This is a genomic window from Anseongella ginsenosidimutans (assembly GCF_008033235.1).
Lineage (GTDB): Bacteria > Bacteroidota > Bacteroidia > Sphingobacteriales > Sphingobacteriaceae > Anseongella > Anseongella ginsenosidimutans.
Genome location: NZ_CP042432.1, coordinates 2,558,686 through 2,576,996 on the forward strand (window position 1 = coordinate 2,558,686; position 18,311 = coordinate 2,576,996).

The 18,311-nt window shown below is 49.7% G+C and carries 15 protein-coding genes and 1 pseudogene; 5 read left to right on the forward strand and 11 right to left on the reverse strand.

Features of this window, described 5'->3' with window-relative positions; translation table 11 throughout:
- Positions 1 to 63 precede the first annotated feature (63 nt).
- From FRZ59_RS10565 to cmk, 6 genes are all read right to left on the reverse strand, one after another.
- On the reverse strand, positions 64 to 441 hold the full coding sequence (locus tag FRZ59_RS10565; RefSeq protein WP_132130203.1) for a VOC family protein: 378 nt from the start codon (positions 439 to 441) through the stop codon (positions 64 to 66).
- 229 nt (positions 442 to 670) lie between these two features.
- Positions 671 to 2,875, reverse strand: a complete 2,205-nt coding sequence (gene rpsA, locus FRZ59_RS10570; RefSeq protein WP_225975023.1) for a 30S ribosomal protein S1 — start codon at positions 2,873 to 2,875, stop codon at positions 671 to 673.
- A 124-nt stretch (positions 2,876 to 2,999) separates the two neighbouring features.
- Positions 3,000 to 3,722, reverse strand: coding sequence for an Rpn family recombination-promoting nuclease/putative transposase (locus FRZ59_RS10575; RefSeq protein ID WP_158640605.1), 723 nt, complete (start codon positions 3,720 to 3,722; stop codon positions 3,000 to 3,002).
- Positions 3,670 to 4,146: a PD-(D/E)XK nuclease family transposase gene (locus FRZ59_RS19470; RefSeq protein ID WP_132130205.1), complete on the reverse strand. Its 477-nt coding sequence runs from the start codon at positions 4,144 to 4,146 to the stop codon at positions 3,670 to 3,672. Before FRZ59_RS19470 ends, FRZ59_RS10575 begins: the two co-directional genes overlap by 53 nt.
- Before the next feature lie 244 nt (positions 4,147 to 4,390).
- Entirely contained in the window at positions 4,391 to 5,308 is a 918-nt protein-coding gene (locus FRZ59_RS10585) for a YihY/virulence factor BrkB family protein (protein ID WP_158640606.1), read from the reverse strand.
- Positions 5,308 to 5,979, reverse strand: a complete 672-nt coding sequence (gene cmk, locus FRZ59_RS10590; protein ID WP_132130207.1) for a (d)CMP kinase — start codon at positions 5,977 to 5,979, stop codon at positions 5,308 to 5,310. Before cmk ends, FRZ59_RS10585 begins: the two co-directional genes overlap by 1 nt.
- Before the next feature lie 42 nt (positions 5,980 to 6,021).
- On the opposite strand from cmk, the gene arfB reads away from it, so the two are divergent.
- Positions 6,022 to 6,453 carry an alternative ribosome rescue aminoacyl-tRNA hydrolase ArfB gene (gene arfB / locus FRZ59_RS10595; RefSeq protein ID WP_132130208.1) on the forward strand — a complete coding sequence of 144 codons (432 nt, stop codon included), beginning with the start codon at positions 6,022 to 6,024 and terminating at the stop codon, positions 6,451 to 6,453.
- A gap of 86 nt (positions 6,454 to 6,539) precedes the next feature.
- Here arfB and FRZ59_RS10600 read toward each other — a convergent pair whose 3' ends face one another.
- Positions 6,540 to 7,106, reverse strand: a complete 567-nt coding sequence (locus FRZ59_RS10600) for a coiled-coil domain-containing protein (protein ID WP_132130209.1) — start codon at positions 7,104 to 7,106, stop codon at positions 6,540 to 6,542.
- A gap of 55 nt (positions 7,107 to 7,161) precedes the next feature.
- Here FRZ59_RS10600 and accC point away from each other — a divergent pair, with 55 nt between their 5' ends.
- The 3 genes from accC to FRZ59_RS10615 are packed head-to-tail and all read left to right on the forward strand — an operon-like array spanning position 7,162 to position 10,473.
- On the forward strand, positions 7,162 to 8,649 hold the full coding sequence (accC, locus tag FRZ59_RS10605; protein WP_132130210.1) for an acetyl-CoA carboxylase biotin carboxylase subunit: 1,488 nt from the start codon (positions 7,162 to 7,164) through the stop codon (positions 8,647 to 8,649).
- Positions 8,650 to 8,671: 22 nt separating this feature from the next.
- Positions 8,672 to 9,256: a riboflavin synthase gene (locus FRZ59_RS10610; protein ID WP_132130211.1), complete on the forward strand. Its 585-nt coding sequence runs from the start codon at positions 8,672 to 8,674 to the stop codon at positions 9,254 to 9,256.
- On the forward strand, positions 9,256 to 10,473 hold the full coding sequence (locus tag FRZ59_RS10615) for a serine hydrolase domain-containing protein (protein WP_132130212.1): 1,218 nt from the start codon (positions 9,256 to 9,258) through the stop codon (positions 10,471 to 10,473). The genes FRZ59_RS10610 and FRZ59_RS10615 overlap by 1 nt, the downstream gene beginning before the upstream one ends.
- Before the next feature lie 208 nt (positions 10,474 to 10,681).
- Here the strand turns inward: FRZ59_RS10615 and FRZ59_RS10620 are convergent, their stop codons facing one another.
- The 4 genes and pseudogenes from FRZ59_RS10620 to pyrG all read right to left on the reverse strand — a co-directional run bounded on the left by FRZ59_RS10620 (position 10,682) and on the right by pyrG (position 16,636).
- Positions 10,682 to 11,989: an O-acetylhomoserine aminocarboxypropyltransferase/cysteine synthase family protein gene (locus FRZ59_RS10620; protein WP_132130213.1), complete on the reverse strand. Its 1,308-nt coding sequence runs from the start codon at positions 11,987 to 11,989 to the stop codon at positions 10,682 to 10,684.
- A 398-nt stretch (positions 11,990 to 12,387) separates the two neighbouring features.
- Positions 12,388 to 12,729, reverse strand: a complete 342-nt coding sequence (locus FRZ59_RS10625) for a hypothetical protein (RefSeq protein ID WP_132130214.1) — start codon at positions 12,727 to 12,729, stop codon at positions 12,388 to 12,390.
- A 431-nt stretch (positions 12,730 to 13,160) separates the two neighbouring features.
- The gene (yidC, locus tag FRZ59_RS10630) at positions 13,161 to 14,984 is read right to left on the reverse strand and encodes a membrane protein insertase YidC (protein ID WP_132130215.1); all 1,824 of its coding nucleotides are present in this window, start codon (positions 14,982 to 14,984) and stop codon (positions 13,161 to 13,163) included.
- A gap of 27 nt (positions 14,985 to 15,011) precedes the next feature.
- Positions 15,012 to 16,636: pseudogene (gene pyrG / locus FRZ59_RS10635) on the reverse strand (CTP synthase).
- Positions 16,637 to 16,947: 311 nt separating this feature from the next.
- Here pyrG and FRZ59_RS10640 point away from each other — a divergent pair.
- The gene (locus FRZ59_RS10640; protein WP_132130217.1) at positions 16,948 to 18,279 is read left to right on the forward strand and encodes a Gfo/Idh/MocA family protein; all 1,332 of its coding nucleotides are present in this window, start codon (positions 16,948 to 16,950) and stop codon (positions 18,277 to 18,279) included.
- The last annotated feature ends 32 nt before the right edge of the window (positions 18,280 to 18,311 follow it).

An 18,311-nucleotide genomic window follows, 5' to 3' on the forward strand; every position in this document is an offset into this window, starting at 1 on the left:
GAGATTTTCATTATCCGGAAGCCCTTCGTCCAGTGTAGCAATCACTAAACTTGGTATAGGCTATCAGGCTGGCGGCGAATAAGTGACTATATCAATGGAAACGCCGTTTGGATCCTGAATGGCAAAGTGCCGGTCGCCCCAGGGCTCGTCACGGAGCGGGATACTGATTGCAGCGCCTTTGCTCTTCACATCATTATAGATCGCGTCCACGTCCTCTACTTCGATGGTGAAGTACACGCCCCGGCCTTCAAAAGGAGCGTGGAAAAGCGGTTGCTGGGAGGAGTGATCCGGAAGCAGAAAACTGATTTCGGAGTTTCCACCCGGGCTGTGCATCAGAAGGTAAAATTCGTTTTCAAACGATATTCCAAAACCCAGCACTTCCGTATAGAAAGCCTTGGTTTCCGCCATTTTTGCGGTGATAATGCCTGCGTTTAACTTCATTTTTGTCGTGTTTTAATGCCTCAAAAATAGCGGGACCCCACATGGTTTCCTTGTAAAAATCGGACAAATGCCAGCTTTGCCCAAGGGGTATGAAAAGACCCGGGGTGCTGCCGGTTACAGATAAGGCGTTACGGGCGTTTATCGCGAAACAGCTGGCCGGGTGTCAGGCCATAAATAAAAAAAGCCCCGCAATCTGCAGGGCTTTTTTTTATGAGATATTTCTATCAAATTATTCGGAATCTTTGTTTTCTTCAGGATTTTCTCCTTCGGAGCTTTCTTCCGGAGCTTTAGGAGCTTCTGCTTTAGGCTCTGCAGCTTTGGGCGAAGCTTTGCTCTGTTTTTCGGAATCTTCCATTTCGGCTTTCAGGTTGGCAAGTACCGCGAGGTCGCCTAAAGTGGTTTTCTCTACGGATTCTTTTACCTTTTTTACCGTTTTTGCCTGCTTAACGGTATCTTTTTTCCGTGAAGCCCTTTCGGATTTATCCAGTTCGGCTTTTTCTTCTTCCCAGATCCTGGAGTGGGATACCAGAATGCGGCGACTGTCCTTGTTGAACTCAAGTATCTTGAATTCGAGGGTTTCATCGGCTGCCGCCGTGGTTCCGTCCTCCTTCACAAGATGCTTGCCGGGGCAGAAGCCTTCCACGCCATAAGGCAGTGCGATAATTGCTCCTTTATCCTGGAGTTTTATCACAGTTCCCTGATGAACGCTGCCTTCGGTAAAGACCGTTTCGAAAGTATCCCAGGGGTTTTCTTCCAGTTGTTTATGACCAAGGCTAAGCTTGCGGTTTTCTTCGTCTACTTCCAGAACAACCACTTCCATTTCTTCACCTACTTTGGTGAATTCATTGGGATGGTTGATCTTCTTGCCCCAGGAGAGGTCGGAAATATGTACTAAACCGTCAATGCCTTCTTCCATTTCAACGAAAACGCCGAAGTTGGTCATGTTGCGTACCACAGCCTTATGCTGGCTGCCAACCGGATAGCGATCAGCAATACCTGCCCAGGGATCCTGGCTCAGCTGCTTAATGCCTAATGACATCTTCCTGTCATCGCGGTCAATGGTAAGCACTTCTGCTTCAACCTCGTCGCCAACCTTCAGGAATTCCTGCGGGTTACGCAGGTGCTGTGACCAGGACATCTCTGAAACGTGAATAAGTCCTTCCACGCCGGGGATGATCTCCATGAACGCACCGTAATCGGCAACTGTCACGACTTTTCCTTTTACCCTGGAGCCTGGCTGGATGGATTCGTCCAGTGATTCCCATGGGTGAGCGGTCAGCTGTTTTAAACCTAAGGCAATGCGTTTCTTGTCATCGTCGAAATCAAGCACTACCACATTGATCTTCTGATCAAGCTGCAGTACTTCTTCCGGATGTTCAATACGTCCCCATGAAATGTCGGTAATGTGAAGCAAGCCATCTACGCCGCCAAGGTCAATGAATACCCCGAATGGCGTAATGTTCTTAACGGTGCCTTCCAGTACCTGGCCTTTTTCCAGTTTGGAGATGATCTCCATTTTCTGGCTTTCAAGGTCGTCTTCAATAAGGGCCTTGTGGGAAACTACCACGTTCTTGAACTCGTGATTGATCTTCACCACCTTGAATTCCATATCCTTGCCTACGTACTGATCGTAGTCACGGATAGGCTTAATATCAATTTGCGAACCAGGAAGGAACGCTTCCACACCTTCAATGTCCACGATAAGACCGCCTTTCGTACGGCTCTTAACGAATCCATTGATCACTTCGTCCGTTTCAAGCGCCTGGTTGATCCGCTCCCAGGACTTCTGAGTTTTCGCACGCTTACGGGAAAGAACCAGCTGACCATTCTTGTCTTCCTGGTTTTCCACATACACATCAACTACATCGCCCGCCTTCAGGTCAGGCATGTCGCGGAACTCGGAAAGGGGTACCAAACCGTCTGATTTGAAGCCGACGTTCAGTACCACGTCTTTAGCGGTAACGGTCACTACTTTCCCACTAACAATTTCATTCTTGCTGATGGGGCGTAATGTCTCTGAGTAAATGTTTTCAAGCTTTTCCCGCTCTTCTTTTGAATAGCCGGAAAAACCTTTCTGATCTGCATCCCAGTCAAACTCCTCGGTAGGCGTTTCGAAGTTAAGTATGTCTTCTGTAGCCTGGGCCGGGGCTTTGGCTTCAGGTTCGGCAGCCGCTTGAGCTTCCGCTTTTACTTCCGCAGGCGCTTCAGCTTCCGCGGGGGTTTCAGCTTTTGCCGGAGTTTCAGGCTCAGCCGGGGTTTCGGTAGATTCCGGTGCTTCGGTGTTATTTTCCGCAACCGGGACATCTTCCTTGGGCGCTTCTTCAGCAGCGTCCGGAGTGGCAGCAGCTTCTTTTGCCTGATCCTCTCCCGAGGCGGCTTCAGAGCCTGCTGGCAGTTCTTCGTTTAATTCTTCCTGTTCTTTTTTTGTTGTCAATATTTTAATCTCCTTTTCCTCCGCTTTTCGCGGGGACGCAAAGTTAGAAATAAAAGTACTAAGTATCAAATAGTAAAGAATGTTATGGCAAGCCGGGACCTGACTTTTTGAACATTAACTGCCATTACAGGGCGTTCATGATCCCCGCCCGAACCTTTCTTACAAAGCTTTCTTCAACTCCCTCGATGGAAGCAATCTTTTGATCATCCAAGTCCGTTTGTTTGATCAGGGCCAGGACAGATGAATGTTTCTGCTGTTGAATACCTTCCCGCAGGCCTTCCTCCCGGCCTTCCTCCCGGCCTTCCCGTTTCGAGGCGCTTGCAATACTTCTAAGGTCGCGATCATAGTCAATTGTCATTTTTTGGTCCTCCTTTAGCTTATTGTAATCGGTTAATTGAAATAGTTTTTCAAATAAGGGCCCCTCAAAGGACGAAGGCTGCTCCTGCAGATGAGGTAAGGCCTTCATGAGGCACAGCCACTTATCAAGATTGGTTTGCAGTTCGGCGATCGTCTTGGTGAACCTGGGAAGCTCCACCAGTATCAGTTCAAATGAAGCAGGGTAGGAGTGATCCTTTCCGGAATTCACAAGCTGATAGACGTTCAGGTACTCCCTTTTCCGCTCACACGGCAAGTTCATGTCCTTCCAGGGATCGTAGTTGACAATGGCAATGGCACAAATTCCCGGAAGGGGATAATGGTTTCCCTGTTTCCCAGCCTGTACCTGCTCGCTGCCTAAACGCATTGCATAGTAGAGCAGCCTCCGGAAAAAGCCGTCCCGGGCATCCCGCTGCATCTCAATCAGGAATTGCTCTCCCTGGTCGCTGGTATACTGGATATCGTACAGCACTTTCCTGATTTTTTTTCGTTTCGCCCTGGCGCTCGCTAAGGCCATACCGGAGGTCTCCGATCGCTTTCCGTCCCTGGCGCAGGCTGTTGAGGAAGTCAATCAGCAGCTCTTTGTTAGCTTCTTTGCCGAAGATATGCTTAAACGCAAAGTCACTGCGGAGGTCCAGGTAGCGGGAGCCGTACCTGGTGGATTCCGGTTCCATCAGCCACAGCGCGCAGGGTCCCGTCAGCCACAGCGCATAGGGTCCCGCCAGCGCCCGCGCGTCCGGGCCTGGCGGGTACTCCCATGAGCGATAGCGCTTTTTTACCTGCGGTTCCTGCAAATTTTCCTGCGGTTTCAGCAGGCTTTCCCGGCGATACTGCCAACATGAACTGCTCCGGGGGCGCAAGTCCATACGTTCTTCTCTGGTTTTCAACTGGTACATGTTCTAAATAGGTTTTGTATAGCCATGCTGATCTGTAATGGGTACATTCCACAGGCAGCGGTTAAAATTGATAACAGGAGTAAAGGTAAGAACCCCGCACTTTAAGGCCAAGACAATTCGTAAACCTTTTAGGAATACTTTTCTATGCAGAATGGCTGCTGCAGTAAGTTAGCGAACAAGTCCAATGCTATAACAACTTAGAAAACATTGCCTCTTCGCCAAACCGGTAACGGAAGAAAACTGGTCAATGCTTACTAACCGGGGAGTTGCTTTCTTCTATTTCAATAATCTTGAATTTTACGGATTGCCTCGCGGCTCTTACCGGGCGGCCGATCGCTGCTGCATAATTTTTGGTGAAAACCGCCCCGTAATAAAAAATAAGCGATGAATAGAAAATAAATAAAAGGAGTACGATTACACTGGCGGATGTCCCGAATACGGAACCGATATCGCTTCTGATAAGCACACGGCCCAGGATAAACTTCCCCAGCGTGAAAAGGAGGGCCGTACAGAAGCCACCAACCAGGGCCGGTTTCCAGGCAATGCGTGCGTTAGGCAGCAGCTTGAAGATAATGCCGAACCAGCCGGTAATGCTCAGGACGGAAAAAAGAAAGTTAATCGTTTTAATAAAAAAGACGTCCTTGCCCGGAAAAAGGGCGTGAAGCCGGCTTCCGAGAAAAGCCAGGAAAGTGTCTGATACCAGGGAAAGCAGGAAAAGCAGGCCGCTTATCAATACCACCAGGAAGGATAGCCCTCTTCCCGCCAGGATCTCCCTGATCGTTGCTCCCTCGCGCACTTTCAGGTGCCAGAGCTGGTTAATGGAACGTTTTATCAAACTCATCAGCGTGGTGGCCACGAAAGTCAGGAACAGGAAGCCAAGAATGGAGCGGAGGGGATCGCCGGCCAGCGCCCGGAAATTCCGGAAGATCATGTTCACAGTTTCGGTACTCTTATCACCAAGGACTGCTGAAAGTTTGCTGAAAAGTTCTCCGCGCAGCATGTCGGGCTTGACAATTATTCCAAGTACGCTGATCAGGATGATCAATATGGGCGGCAAAGCGAACAGGGTAAAGAAGGCGGTTGAAGAGGCAAGTTGGAGCGGGTTGCTGTTCCGGTATTCCTTTATGGAAAGGATGGTGGTCTTATAAAGCTGGCGAAGCACTATAGCCTTTCTTTTATCTTTTTCATGATCCAGCTCAGCTGTTCTTCCCGGCTCATGCAGGAATTATCCAGTTCAAGTGCGTCCGGCGCCTTCAGGAGGGGGCTCCAGGCTCTGGTGGTGTCTTCATGATCTCTTTTCAGCAGGTTTTTATGTATTTCTTCCAGGCTTACCGCCAGTCCTTTGGCACGCAGTTCTTCGTACCGTCGCCGGGCCCTTACGCCGGGATCTGCAGTCATGAATATTTTCAGTGAAGCTTGGGGAAACACGACCGTGCCGATATCCCGTCCGTCCATCACAAGATTTTCTTTCTTCCCCATGTCCCGTTGCAGTTTTACCATTTTATCGCGAACCTCAGGAATAGCGCTCACCTTGCTTACCAGGTTAGAAACGGGCATTTTCCGGATGTCTCCGGTGATATCCCGGCCATTTAAGAATACCTGCATTCCTTCCTGCCCGGCTTTTAGTTCAATGTTGATCTGATCAAGCGCAGCCTTAACGGCTTCATTATCTTGAAGGTCGATATTTTTCTTGAGAAAATAAAAAGTAACCGCCCGGTACATGGCGCCCGAATCAATATAAATAAATCCCAGTTCGCCGGCAACCGCCCGGGCAAGGGTACTTTTTCCGCAGGAGGAATGTCCGTCTATTGCTATGATGAAAGGCACTGGCATGGTTTTTCCTGCGAAATAAAGGCTATATTTGCAAATATCCTAATGAAAGATCAGCTAAACGAAGAAGAAGTTGCCCGGGAGGTTCGGTTTAAAGCCACCAGGAGTTCCGGGAAAGGGGGACAGCATGTGAATAAAGTGTCTACCCGCGTGGAAGCTTATTTGGATATACCGGCGGCGGAGTGCTTTAGCTCAGAACAAAAAAACCTTCTTTTTGAAAAGCTCGGCGGAAAACTCAGTCAGGCCGGCGTGCTGCAGGTGACCAGCGAAGAGGAGCGCAGCCAGCTGATGAATAAAGAAAGGGCCCTGAATAAAATGCTGGCGTTGCTGGCAAAGGCGCTGAAACCACGAAAGCCCAGGAAAGCGACCCGGCCCGGTCGCGCTGCCGTCGAAAAACGCCTTCGCGAAAAAACCTACCTGTCCCGGAAAAAGGAAGTCCGCCGTAAACCTTCTGTGGAAAAAGATAATTCGGGCTAGTTCCCTGCAAACTTTCTGTGGAAAAAGATAATTCCGGCTGTGGCGATACCGTCCAGACTACCGTAGCGGCCAGACGACTGACCGGTTCAACGTTTTTTTCTGAGAGGATTGTAAAAGAGGCTGAGCAGCAGCAAGGCGGTAACCAGCACCAATGCTATGGAAAGCCCCCTGTTTGCCGATTGCCGGCGTTCAATTCCCGCCTTGAGCGTGCTTTCACGTTTTTCCAATGCCGATAATTGCTCCTCATACCTTGATTTCAGCGTTTCTGCGGAATCAAGGCGGTTGTAAAGGGATTTTCTAAGCTGAAGCGTTTCGTCTTTTTCGGTTTTCTGTTTTGTATAGTTTTCCAGTTTGCCGTAATTCAGGATCTGGTTATCCAGCTCAATGATCCTTTGCTGAGTTTGCAGGATATTCCTGAGGTCTTTCTTGCTTTGTCCTCCGAAGAGCGCGTTTTCCTCCAGGTTAAAACGCCTCCACTGCTGAAGAAGGCCGGCACGGCGGCTCATCATTTCCCGCAGCTCCGCGTCCGCACTCTGGCCGGCGGCCATACCTGAAAAAAGAAGGAGGAGAACAAGCGGCAGCAAGAAGCGGCAGGCACATTTGCAGGAAGGACGGCCTGCGCCGAAGGGAGTTGATAGTTTTAATGGCATCATGAGGAAAAATAGTAAATTTAGCAGCAAAAATAAGCTGAACCGCAAAAGTAGCCGAATGAAAAAACTTTTAATAGCAAACCGGGGAGAAATTGCATTAAGGATCATGCGGTCAGCCAAAGAAATGGGCATTGCTACCGTGGCGGTTTTTTCCGAAGCAGATCGCCGTTCTCCTCATGTGCAATTTGCCGACGAAGCAATTTGTATTGGTTCCGCGCCTGCCGCGTCTTCCTATCTTTCTGTGGAAAATATCCTGGAGGCTTGTAAAGCTGCCGGTGCAGATGCTGTTCACCCCGGCTATGGTTTTTTGTCGGAGAATGCCAGCTTCGCAAAAAAAGTGCAGGAGGCAGGGCTGATCTTTGTGGGGCCTTCGCCCGAAAGCATAGAGATGATGGGGAATAAGCTGGAGGCCAAAAGCGCTGCGCGGAAACAAGGCGTCCCCCTGGTACCCGGGACCGCATCTGCTATCTCCGGGATTGAAGAGGCTCTGGAAGTAGCCAGGGAAATCGGCTTTCCGCTGCTAATCAAGGCTGCCGCCGGCGGAGGGGGAAAAGGGATGCGCATAGTTGAAGATATAAATGAAGTAGAAGAGCAGATGCGTCTGGCTATCAGTGAAGCAACTTCCGCATTTGGTGACGGGTCTGTCTTTATAGAAAGGTACGTAAGCGCTCCCAGGCACATAGAGATACAGGTTCTTGCCGATACGCATGGAAACGCCGTTTATCTTTTTGAACGGGAATGTTCCATCCAGCGAAGGCATCAGAAAGTTATCGAGGAAGCCCCTTCGGCGGTGGTTACCCCGGAGATCAGGAAGGCTATGGGCCGCTGTGCGATAGCGCTTTGCAAAGCCTGTAGCTACATAGGAGCGGGAACTGTGGAGTTTATTTTTGATGAAGATCACCGGTTTTACTTCCTTGAAATGAACACCCGGCTGCAGGTAGAACATCCGGTTACGGAGATGATCACCGGGATTGACCTGGTAAAGGAACAGTTGAAGATCGCAAGGGGAGAAGCGCTGTCTTTCAGCCAGGAAAGCCTTTCAATTAATGGACACTCCCTGGAACTGAGAGTCTATGCCGAAGACCCCGCCAACGGGTTTCTGCCCGATATCGGCCGGCTCCGGAATTACCGGTTGCCCCAGGGCCCCGGGGTGCGCGTAGATGGCGGCTACGAGGAAGGGATGGACATTCCTATCAATTATGATCCCTTAATTGCCAAGCTGATCGTTCATGGAAATAGCCGCGAGGAAGCTATTGCCCGGATGATCAGGGCCATTGGCGAATACCGTATTTCGGGGGTGCAAACTACACTGGATTTCGGGGATTTTGTCATGCGGCATCCCGCCTTTACCTCCGGAAATTTTGATACGCATTTCGTGAAGAACTATTTTGGACCACTGAATAGTCAGTCAAACGGAGGTAATGAATCTTTGGTTTCATCATTCATATCTTATGATTTGATTAACAGAAATTTAAAAAATACAAAATGCCAAAATGGCAGTTCGGATCTACGAAGTGAATGGGTCCGAAAGAGGAAAAACAGCTAAGTTTTAATTGAAAATCACCTGCATGTTTACAGGAATTATTGAAGCAATGGGGAAAGTTGTTTCCCTCGAAAAAGACAGAGGCAATGTGCATCTTACCCTGGAATCGGAACTGGCGCCTGCGCTAAAAGTCGATCAGAGCCTTTCGCACAACGGAGTTTGCCTGACCGTGGTGGAAACCGGCGACGCAGCCTATAAAGTAACGGCTATTTCAGAAACGCTCAGCCGGAGCAATATTGGTTTATTAAAAACAGGCCACCTGGTAAACCTGGAGCGTTCCCTGCTGATGAACGGCCGCCTGGACGGACACATTGTCCAGGGGCATGTGGACCAAACAGCGGAATGCCTGGAGGTCAGGGAGCAGGGCGGCAGCTATCTTTTTGTATTCGGGTATGCTCCCTTGCCGGGAAATGTTACAGTCGAAAAAGGATCTATCTGTGTGAACGGCGTGAGCCTGACGGTCGTTGATTCCCTTCCCGGAAAATTTTCTGTTGCGGTAATTCCTTATACTTTTGATCATACGAATTTTTCTGCCATCCGGCCGGGCGATACGGTAAACCTGGAGTTTGATATAATTGGAAAATACGTTCGCCGGTTAATGAATTTATAATGAGATGTACTAGTTTATTTTACCTGCTCTTGTCGGCAGGCGCCCTGCTATTCTACGGCTGCGGCAACAAAAGTACCCGCGATGCGGAAAGTTACCAGGAAAGCAAATCCTGTATTGAAGAGGAACTCGAAATAAGTGACCGGAAGGCTGACAAGATCAGGAAAAAGATCAATGCCGCGGAAAAGGCGGCAAGTATTGATTCTATCTTCCGGATCAAACGAAGAGAAGGCTTTAACGGGAACGTATTGATCGCTCAGCAAGGTGTAAAGATATATGAGAAGTCCTTTGGCTACGGTAACATGAAAAAGAAGGACTCCCTCCATTTAAAATCCCGGTTTCAGCTGGCTTCCTTGTCAAAAACCTTTACGGCGGTTGCCACGCTTATGTTAAAGGAACACGGGCATTTAAAACTGACCGATACCGTGCAACAATATTTTCCCGATTTTCCATATCCGGGTGTTCGTATTCGCGACATGCTATCTCACAGAAGCGGCCTCCCCAATTATATGTATGCTTTTGACGATAGCCTGGGCAGGGTAGAAGCGCTTCCTGACAATGCCCGTATCATGCATTGGTTTGACATAGCGGAACCCACAGTTGCGCCTTACAGCCTTCCGGATAAGCACTTCGCCTATAACAATACCAATTATATAGTACTGGCGGCTATTATAGAAAAGATAACGGGAATGAAATATGGTGAATATTTGAAAATGGCCATTTTCGACCCCCTGGGAATGAAGGATACCTGGACAGCTACCGACCCGCCGGATTCACTGAACGTACACGAGACTACGGGTTACGATAAAGGGCGTGCCGTCCCCCAGGATTTCTTTGACAGGGTAGTCGGCGACAAGGGTATTTATTCCACGATCGAAGATCTTTTTATCTGGTACAAAGCCCTGAATACCGAATGCCTTTTGAAGAAGGAAACCCTGGAAGAGGCATTTACCCCGCGCAGTTTTGAACGGCCCGGCGTGAAAAATTACGGCTACGGTTTCCGAATGTATCTCGAGGAGAACGACAAACCGGAATATATTTACCACAACGGCTGGTGGAAAGGCTACAGTTCCCTGTTTTGGTTCAGTCCGAAGGATGAATTCGTAATAATTATCCTGGCTAACAGGTATAACGGAACAGTTTATCGTATCAAGGAATTATTGCCGATACTTCACGGCCATTCAAACGGTGAGAATGTAGAAGAAGAGATCAGGGACTGAGTTCGTCAGCCCCTGCGGGGGAAAACAGTCTGTCCCTGATCTCTTTGAAATACTTCCGGGCCCTGAAATATTTCCGGCCCCCGTATAAACCTTCGGCCTTCCCGCGGGCAGGTCCCCGGTTGTTAATCGCGGACTATCCCATCGATTAATTACGGGCAGTCCGGGTGGGCGGGTCCCGGCGGTTAATTACCTTCAGGTCCCGGCTGAATTATTTGATCGCGTCGAAAGCCTGCTGGATATCAGCCTTGATATCTTCGATATGTTCAATCCCGAGCGATATCCTAAGCTGGTTCGGTTCAACGCCGGCTGCTTTTTGTTCCGCTTCGCCAAGCTGCTGGTGCGTTGTGGCTGAAGGCTGAATGATCAGCGTTTTTGTATCTCCTACATTGGCAAGGTGGCTGATGAGCGAAAGATTATTGACAAATTGTTCAGCCTGCTGCTTATCGCCTTTAATGTTGAAGGTAAAGACGCCTCCGAAGCCATTCTTCAGGTATTTTCTGGCCAGCTCATGATAGCGGTTGCCGGGCAAGCCGGGATAGCTGACGCTTTCGACCTGCGGATGACCCTGCAGCCATTTTGCGAGTTCCAGCGCATTGTCCACGGTGCGCTGCACACGCAGGGAAAGGGTTTCCAGTCCCTGCAGGAACAGGAAAGAGTTAAATGGGCTGGAAGCAGGCCCCAGGTCGCGCAGGCCTTCCACCCGGGCGCGGATGGCAAAAGCAATATTTGGCAAGCCCAGGGGATTGCCTTCACCAAAGACTTCCCAGAAATTCAGCCCGTGGTAACCTTCCGAAGGTTCTGAAAATTGCGGGAATTTACCATTGCCCCAGTTGAAATTACCGGCATCTACGATCACGCCGCCTATGCTGGTACCATGACCGCCGATCCATTTCGTAGCTGCCTGAACAACCACATTAGCGCCGTATTCGATCGGCTTGCATAAATAACCCGCGGCGGCAAACGTATTGTCCACGATCAGCGGGATTTCATGCTTGCGGGCCAGGTTGGCAAATGCTTCAAAATCCGGAATACTGAAACCGGGATTCCCGATCGTTTCCAGGTAAATTGCCTTTGTCTTATCATCAATGTGCTTTTCAAAGCTGGAAGGATCGTTCACATCCGCGAAACGGGCTTCCATTCCCAGGCGCTTGAAAGTTACCTTAAACTGGTTGTAAGTTCCGCCGTACAAATGGGAACTGGTCACAAAATTTTCACCCGCCTGCAGGATATTATGCATGGCAAGCAGCTGGGCCGATTGCCCCGAAGCCGTTCCGAGCGCCGCCACGCCGCCTTCCAGCGCCGCCACTCTTTTTTCAAACACGTCGGTAGTAGGGTTCATGATCCGCGTGTAGATATTACCGAATTCTTTCAGCGCAAACAGGTTAGCTCCATGTTCGGCACTGTTGAATACAAATGAAGTCGTTTGGTAAATAGGTACCGCGCGCGCATTGGTAGCCGGATCCGGTTCCTGTCCGGCATGCACCTGCAGCGTCTCAAAACGATAATTTGATGCCATTTTTTTTGAATTATAAGTTAAATAAGAGAAATCGTTGCTGAAAGGGGCGAAATTCCGCTTAGGGTATAAATTAGCCCCTGCGGCTCAAATGTAACGTATTGGTATCAATATAAAAAACGAATAGAAGAAATCTATGGGCTAAATAGACTACTGCCTGAGGTTAAGCGGCGGGAAGTAAGATTGTAAGTGAGCTGGGCCGGGGTGCGGCGCGTGCTGGTTTGACTGCCCGGACTCACTCAGGCAATTTGTGCGGCGTGGCCGCAGGAAGTGACATCGTTCGCTGCGGGCAGTCAAAGCCTTGCACGCGCCTCCTGCAGCGCTTTCCCGGTACTTGCGTACGTTTCATTTTGATTCGGGCCCGGGAGGGTGTTCAGCAGGACATTGATTTGTCCCCGGCCCTAAAATAAAATCTGGTCGTCCCGTTCCTCAACGGGGACCTGGCTGATAAACTTGGCAAAAAGATCCGTGTCGTAATCAGAATAGGTACCAAAAGCGTCGAGCAGGTAACCTTTCGTTCCGCCGGAAGTTTCCACCGCGTACAATACCGACATATCCGCCGGGTCGGATACTCCTTCGAAGCGAAATACACGCACGATCAAAAGGTCTTCAGGTGCAAAAGTATCTCCGGTATCCGTCAACTCACATCCTTTCCCTGTGATTCGAAATTCCTGCCCGTAACCATGTTCCGATAATTTTTCCATTACCCTGGAAAGTGTTGACATATCATTTGCGTCGCTCATGATGATTTTTTTCTTTAAGTAGAAGCAAAAATCAAACCTGTTTTAGGTAAATGGCACTATCTGGCAAGTACCCCGTCCGGGAGGCAGCTGCCGCACTAACCCGGGGCGAGGTACCCGAGTTTTGTTCAGAAACGCCCGGCTGGCCGGCGGCAGCTTGTCCAGCTACGTTGGGCGGCACTGGGCGGAAGGTGTCCAGCCATGATGGGCGGTGGCGGCGGAAGATGTCCAGCCATGGCGGGCTGGCCGGCGGAAGGTTTTGATTGCCTGCACTCGCTCAGGCTGATTTTTCAGGGCCTGCGCCCTGAAAAATCAAACATCGCTCGCCGCAGGCAATCAAAACCTTCACGTGCAGGGCGGGCGATACGTCAGGACGATACGTCAGAACAAAAGCGATACGACAAGCAAAGGCACCCCGCCCCCGCACTTTCGTTTTATTTTTTCGCTTTCGCCCCAGCCTTCGCCTTCTGCTGCTGCTGTTGCTGCTTCATCATTTCTTCAAGGCGCGCCTGGAATTTGGATTTCTTATTGGCGTTAGGGCGTTTTTTGTTTTCCTGCAGCTTGTTGTGAATGGCGCCTTCGTCAATGAACATACGGATCATGAATTGCTGGCTGAAGGTGATCAGGTTAGCGCAGAGATAGTAGTAGTTCAAACCCGCCGGATAGCTGTTCAGGAAACCCAGGAACATGATGGGCATAATATAGCCGATGTATTTCATTTGCCCGGTGACGCCTGATATCTGGTTGTTCATATAGGTGTAAATGATGGTCGAAGCCGTCATCAGGATACACATAAGGCTCAGGTGGCTTCCCACAAACGGGATGGTAAACCCGAACTTAAAGAATTCATCGTAAGTAGCCAGGTCATTCACCCAGAGAAAAGACTCCTGCCGGAGTTCAAAGGAGGCCGGGAAAAAATAGAAAAACGCAAGTAAAATGGGCATTTGCAAGAGCATAGGCAAGCATCCGCCCAGGGGATTTACCCCCGCGCTCTTGTATAGTTTCATGTATTCCTGCTGCACCTTAGTGGGCTCATCCTTGAACTTTTCCTTGATCTCGTCCATTTCCGGTTTCAGGACGCGCATTTTTGCCTGGGAAATGTAGGACGTATAAGTAAGCGGGAAAAGCACAAGTTTCAACAGGATGGTAAGGATCAGGATAATAATTCCATAGCTGAGGTTAAAATTATCCAGCCAGTTAAATACCGGGATTACCGCCCACCTGTTGATCCATTGCAAAGGCCCCCAGCCCAGCTGTACCTGGTCTTCCAGGTCATACCCCACTTCTTTCAACGTATTGAAATGGCTCGGCCCGAAATAAAACTGCATATTGAATGTTTCGGAAGCCTGATGCGTAAAGGGAAGGGCCAGCGTCGCTGATGTGGTTTTGATCACGTTGTTTTTGGTGACGTCCGTGACTACCGAGGCCTTTCCTCCCTGGAACTGGCTTTCCGCGATAAGCGCGGAAGTGAAAAAGTGTTGTTTGAAGGAAAGCCATTTTACCGGGCCGGCCAGTGTTTCTTCATCGTCCTTGTTTTCCTTCAGGCGGTCCACATCCTCTTCCATGTTGTAATACACGGTAGAATAGCGTTGTTCGGCGGCCATGTCTTTTTCCTGCTGAAGCAGGTCGGCCGTCCACTGCAGGTTCAGTTTATCCACGTCTGATGCGATAACCTGCTGCATTCCCTGAAGACGAATGTCAAAATTTACCAGGTAATTGCTTCCCTCAAGGCTATATACAAAGTCAATATATTGTCCGGGTCCGTAATTTAGACGCATCACCGCCTGATCGCTCCCAGATGCCGGCTGGGGAACGAAATAAAGGTCATTGGTGGAATAATTCCTGTTATTAACAAAAAGATTGAGCCCAAAGCTGTTTCCCGGTCCTTCAAACAGTACCAGCGGGTCGCCGTCCCATCGCTTTTCATTTTTCAGCTCTACGGAAGCTATTCTTCCGCCTTTGGTGTTTAAGGTAAGCTTTAATACGTCGTTTTCAAGTGTTACCAGCTGTTCTTCTCCGGTGATAGCGCTTCCGAACGGTCCGCTTAACAGGGCGGAATCGATGGTCTTTTCTGCTACTTTTGCATTGGCCATGCTGTCTCCGGCGGGTTGCTGTGCAACTCCCGCAGCAACTCTTTTCAAGGAATCCTGGAGCAGCTGTTCCCTTTTCAGGTCGGCTTCCGAAGGACGCATGAAATAAGTGAATGCCAGTAAAATGGCGGCGATGATGAGTAATCCTGTAAAGGTATTTCTGTCCATTGTAAACTTTTTCTGTCGCTCCTGTATTTATACTTTTTGCGGCCGGTGTTCAGCTTTATAGGTTTTGGCTGCTTCAACAAATTTCACAAACAGCGGGTGCGGATTGGCAACCGTACTTTTCAATTCCGGATGGAACTGGCATCCCATGAACCAGGGATGGTTTTTTAGTTCGATCATCTCCACCAGCCCCGAATCAGGGTTGATCCCTGAGGTAAGCATCCCGGATTGATTATACTGCTCCAGGTAGGTATTGTTGAATTCGTAACGGTGGCGATGGCGTTCCGAGATCCTGCCTTTCCCGTAGGCTGCCCAGGCTTTGCTTCCTTTTTTGATTTCGCAGGGGTAGGCGCCCAGGCGCATGGTTCCGCCCTTGTTTTTGACCTTTTTCTGCTCTTCCATCAGGCAGATCACCGGAACCTTGGTCTTTTCGGCCATTTCCGTAGAATTGGCATCCTTTAATCCAAGTACATTCCGTCCGAATTCAATAACCGCGCATTGCATCCCAAGGCAGATCCCCAGGAAGGGAATATTGTTCTCCCGCGCATAGCGGATAGCGGAGATCTTTCCCTCAATTCCCCTGTTGCCAAAGCCGGGGCCACCAGCAGTGCGTCCAGCTGTCCAAGCTTTTCCCCCGCATTATCGTCGGTAATATTTTCGGAATGAATGTATTTCAGGTTAACCTTGCATTCGTTCTTAGCACCTGCATGTATAAACGCCTCGGTAATAGACTTATATGCATCCGGCAACTCCACGTATTTGCCGATAACGCCCACGCGGATCTCGGAGGTCGGATTTTTCAGGTGCCCCAGGAAGCCTTTCCAGTTTTCCAGGTCCGGTTCCGTTTTCAGGGGAAGCTTCAGCTTTGCGAGAACGGTCTTATCCAGCTGCTCTTTCAGCATCAGCAGCGGCACATCGTAAATGCTTTCCGCATCGATTGATTCGATGACTGCGTTGATGTTCACATTGCAGAAAAGCGCAATTTTTTTGCGGAGATCCGTGGATATCCGGTGTTCGGTGCGGCATACAAGAATGTCGGGTTGTACGCCCTGTTCCAGCAGCGCCTTTACGGAGTGCTGGGTAGGCTTGGTCTTCAGCTCCCCGGCAGCCGAAAGGTAAGGGATGAGCGTGAGGTGAATCACCAGCGAATTGTTCGAACCCATTTCCCAGCGGAACTGCCTGACAGCTTCAACGAAGGGAAGGGATTCAATATCGCCCACGGTGCCGCCGATCTCGGTAATTACAATATCGTATTGACCGCTCTCTCCAAGCAGCTTGATATTACGCTTTATTTCATCGGTAATGTGCGGCACCACCTGCACAGTTTTTCCCAGGTAATCTCCTCGCCGCTCATGCTCGATCACATTTTGATAAATGCGTCCGGTGGTAATATTGTTGGCCTGGGAGGTGGGCGTGTTCAGGAAGCGTTCATAGTGGCCCAGGTCAAGATCTGTTTCGGCCCCGTCCTCGGTTACATAACACTCGCCGTGTTCATAAGGATTCAGCGTTCCCGGGTCAATATTAATGTAAGGATCGAATTTCTGGATGGTTACGGAATATCCCCTGGCTTGCAGCAGCTTTGCCAGTGAAGCGGAAATGATTCCCTTTCCCAGGGAAGAAGTCACTCCTCCCGTAACGAAAATGTACTTGGTCATACGGATCGGTAAGTCTTTAATTGTTACGGGGCTCAAAGGTACGGAAAAAAAGCTGATAAGCCGCAGCCTTCCGCGCTAAAAAGATCTTTTACAATTGTTCGTTTCAAGGCGCCGCTTTTCAGATATTGGCCTGCTGTATGCGGAGCCAGTGCTGTAAGTTCACGATTACTGCGGCGCTTGACGCGTCAACTGTATTGTGGTTGACACTTCAGGGGCAAAATAAAAACAGGATGGCGAGCATAGTGTATTTTTTACAAGAATGTTTATTTTTAGCAATTCGATAACGAAGTTTGAACCAAACCAGGAAAAATATGAATTCGTCCCGACGGAAATTTCTAGAAAAAAGCGGTATGCTGGCAGGTTTTGCCGGGGCATCCGCCATCCTTCCCATGGAACTGCTGGCAGGAATGCGGCGAACGGTGGCCCCCGCCGACCGGATAAACGTAGGCCTTATTGGCTGTAACGGAATGGGCTTTGCCGATCTGTCTTCCATGCTGAAAAGAAGCGAAGCCAATTGCATTGCCCTTTGCGACGTGGATCAGAACGTGCTTTCACAGCGAACGGCTGACCTGGCGAAGGCGGGTGTGAAAAAACCGGCTTTGTACGGCGATTACCGGAAAATGCTGGAGAACAAAGATATTGATGCGGTAATTATCGGAACTCCTGACCACTGGCATTGCCTGCAGCTGACCGATGCCCTGGAAGCAGGAAAGGATGTATATTGTGAAAAGCCGATCGCCAATTCCGTGCAGGAAGCGGGGATCATGCTGGCGGCTGTAAAAAAACACGGGCGGCCGGTGCAGATAGGGCAATGGCAGCGGAGCCAGCAGCATTTTGCCGATGCCGTAGCCTTTGTTCGTTCGGGAAAATTGGGCAATATCCGCCTGGTGAAAGCCTGGGCATACCAGGGCTGGATGAAACCGGTACCGGTGAAGCCGGACCAGGCGCCGCCTGCAGGAGTGGATTATTCCATGTGGCTGGGGCCGGCGCCGGAACGGGCATTTAACCCCAATCGTTTTCATTTTAATTTCAGGTGGTTCTGGGATTATGCCGGCGGGCTCATGACCGATTGGGGCGTACATCTGATCGATTATGTACTTCATGGCATGGATGCCACACACCCAAAATCCGTAATGGCCCTGGGAGGAAAGTATGCCTACCCCGATGATGCATCCGAAACACCCGATACGTTACAAACAGTCTATGAATTTGATAATTTCACGGCGCTTTGGGAACACGCCACCGGAATATCGGGCGGCAATTACGGAAGGAATCACGGGATAGCCTATATCGGGAACAACGGGACCCTGGTACTTGACCGCGGAGGCTGGGAAGTCATTCCGGAGAAAGACGGCGATAAACCCAGAATGGAAGCGGTGCCCCATCAGTCGCCGAGTGATAACGGCCTGGATAAAAATACCTCGAATTTTATTGACGTGATGCAGTCCGGGGATCTGTCGAAGTTGAATACCTCCATCGAGACCGGCTATTATGCGGCGCTGGTTTCCCACCTTGGAAATGCCGCCTATAAATCGGGGCAGCGGCTCACATGGGACAGCAATAAATTACAGTTTGAAGAGGCCGAAGGGAATAAGTACCTGGAAGCTCAATATCATAATAACTGGAAAATACCGGTATATTAGGCCGTTTTAAGGACATTTAAAAGAATAAAGAA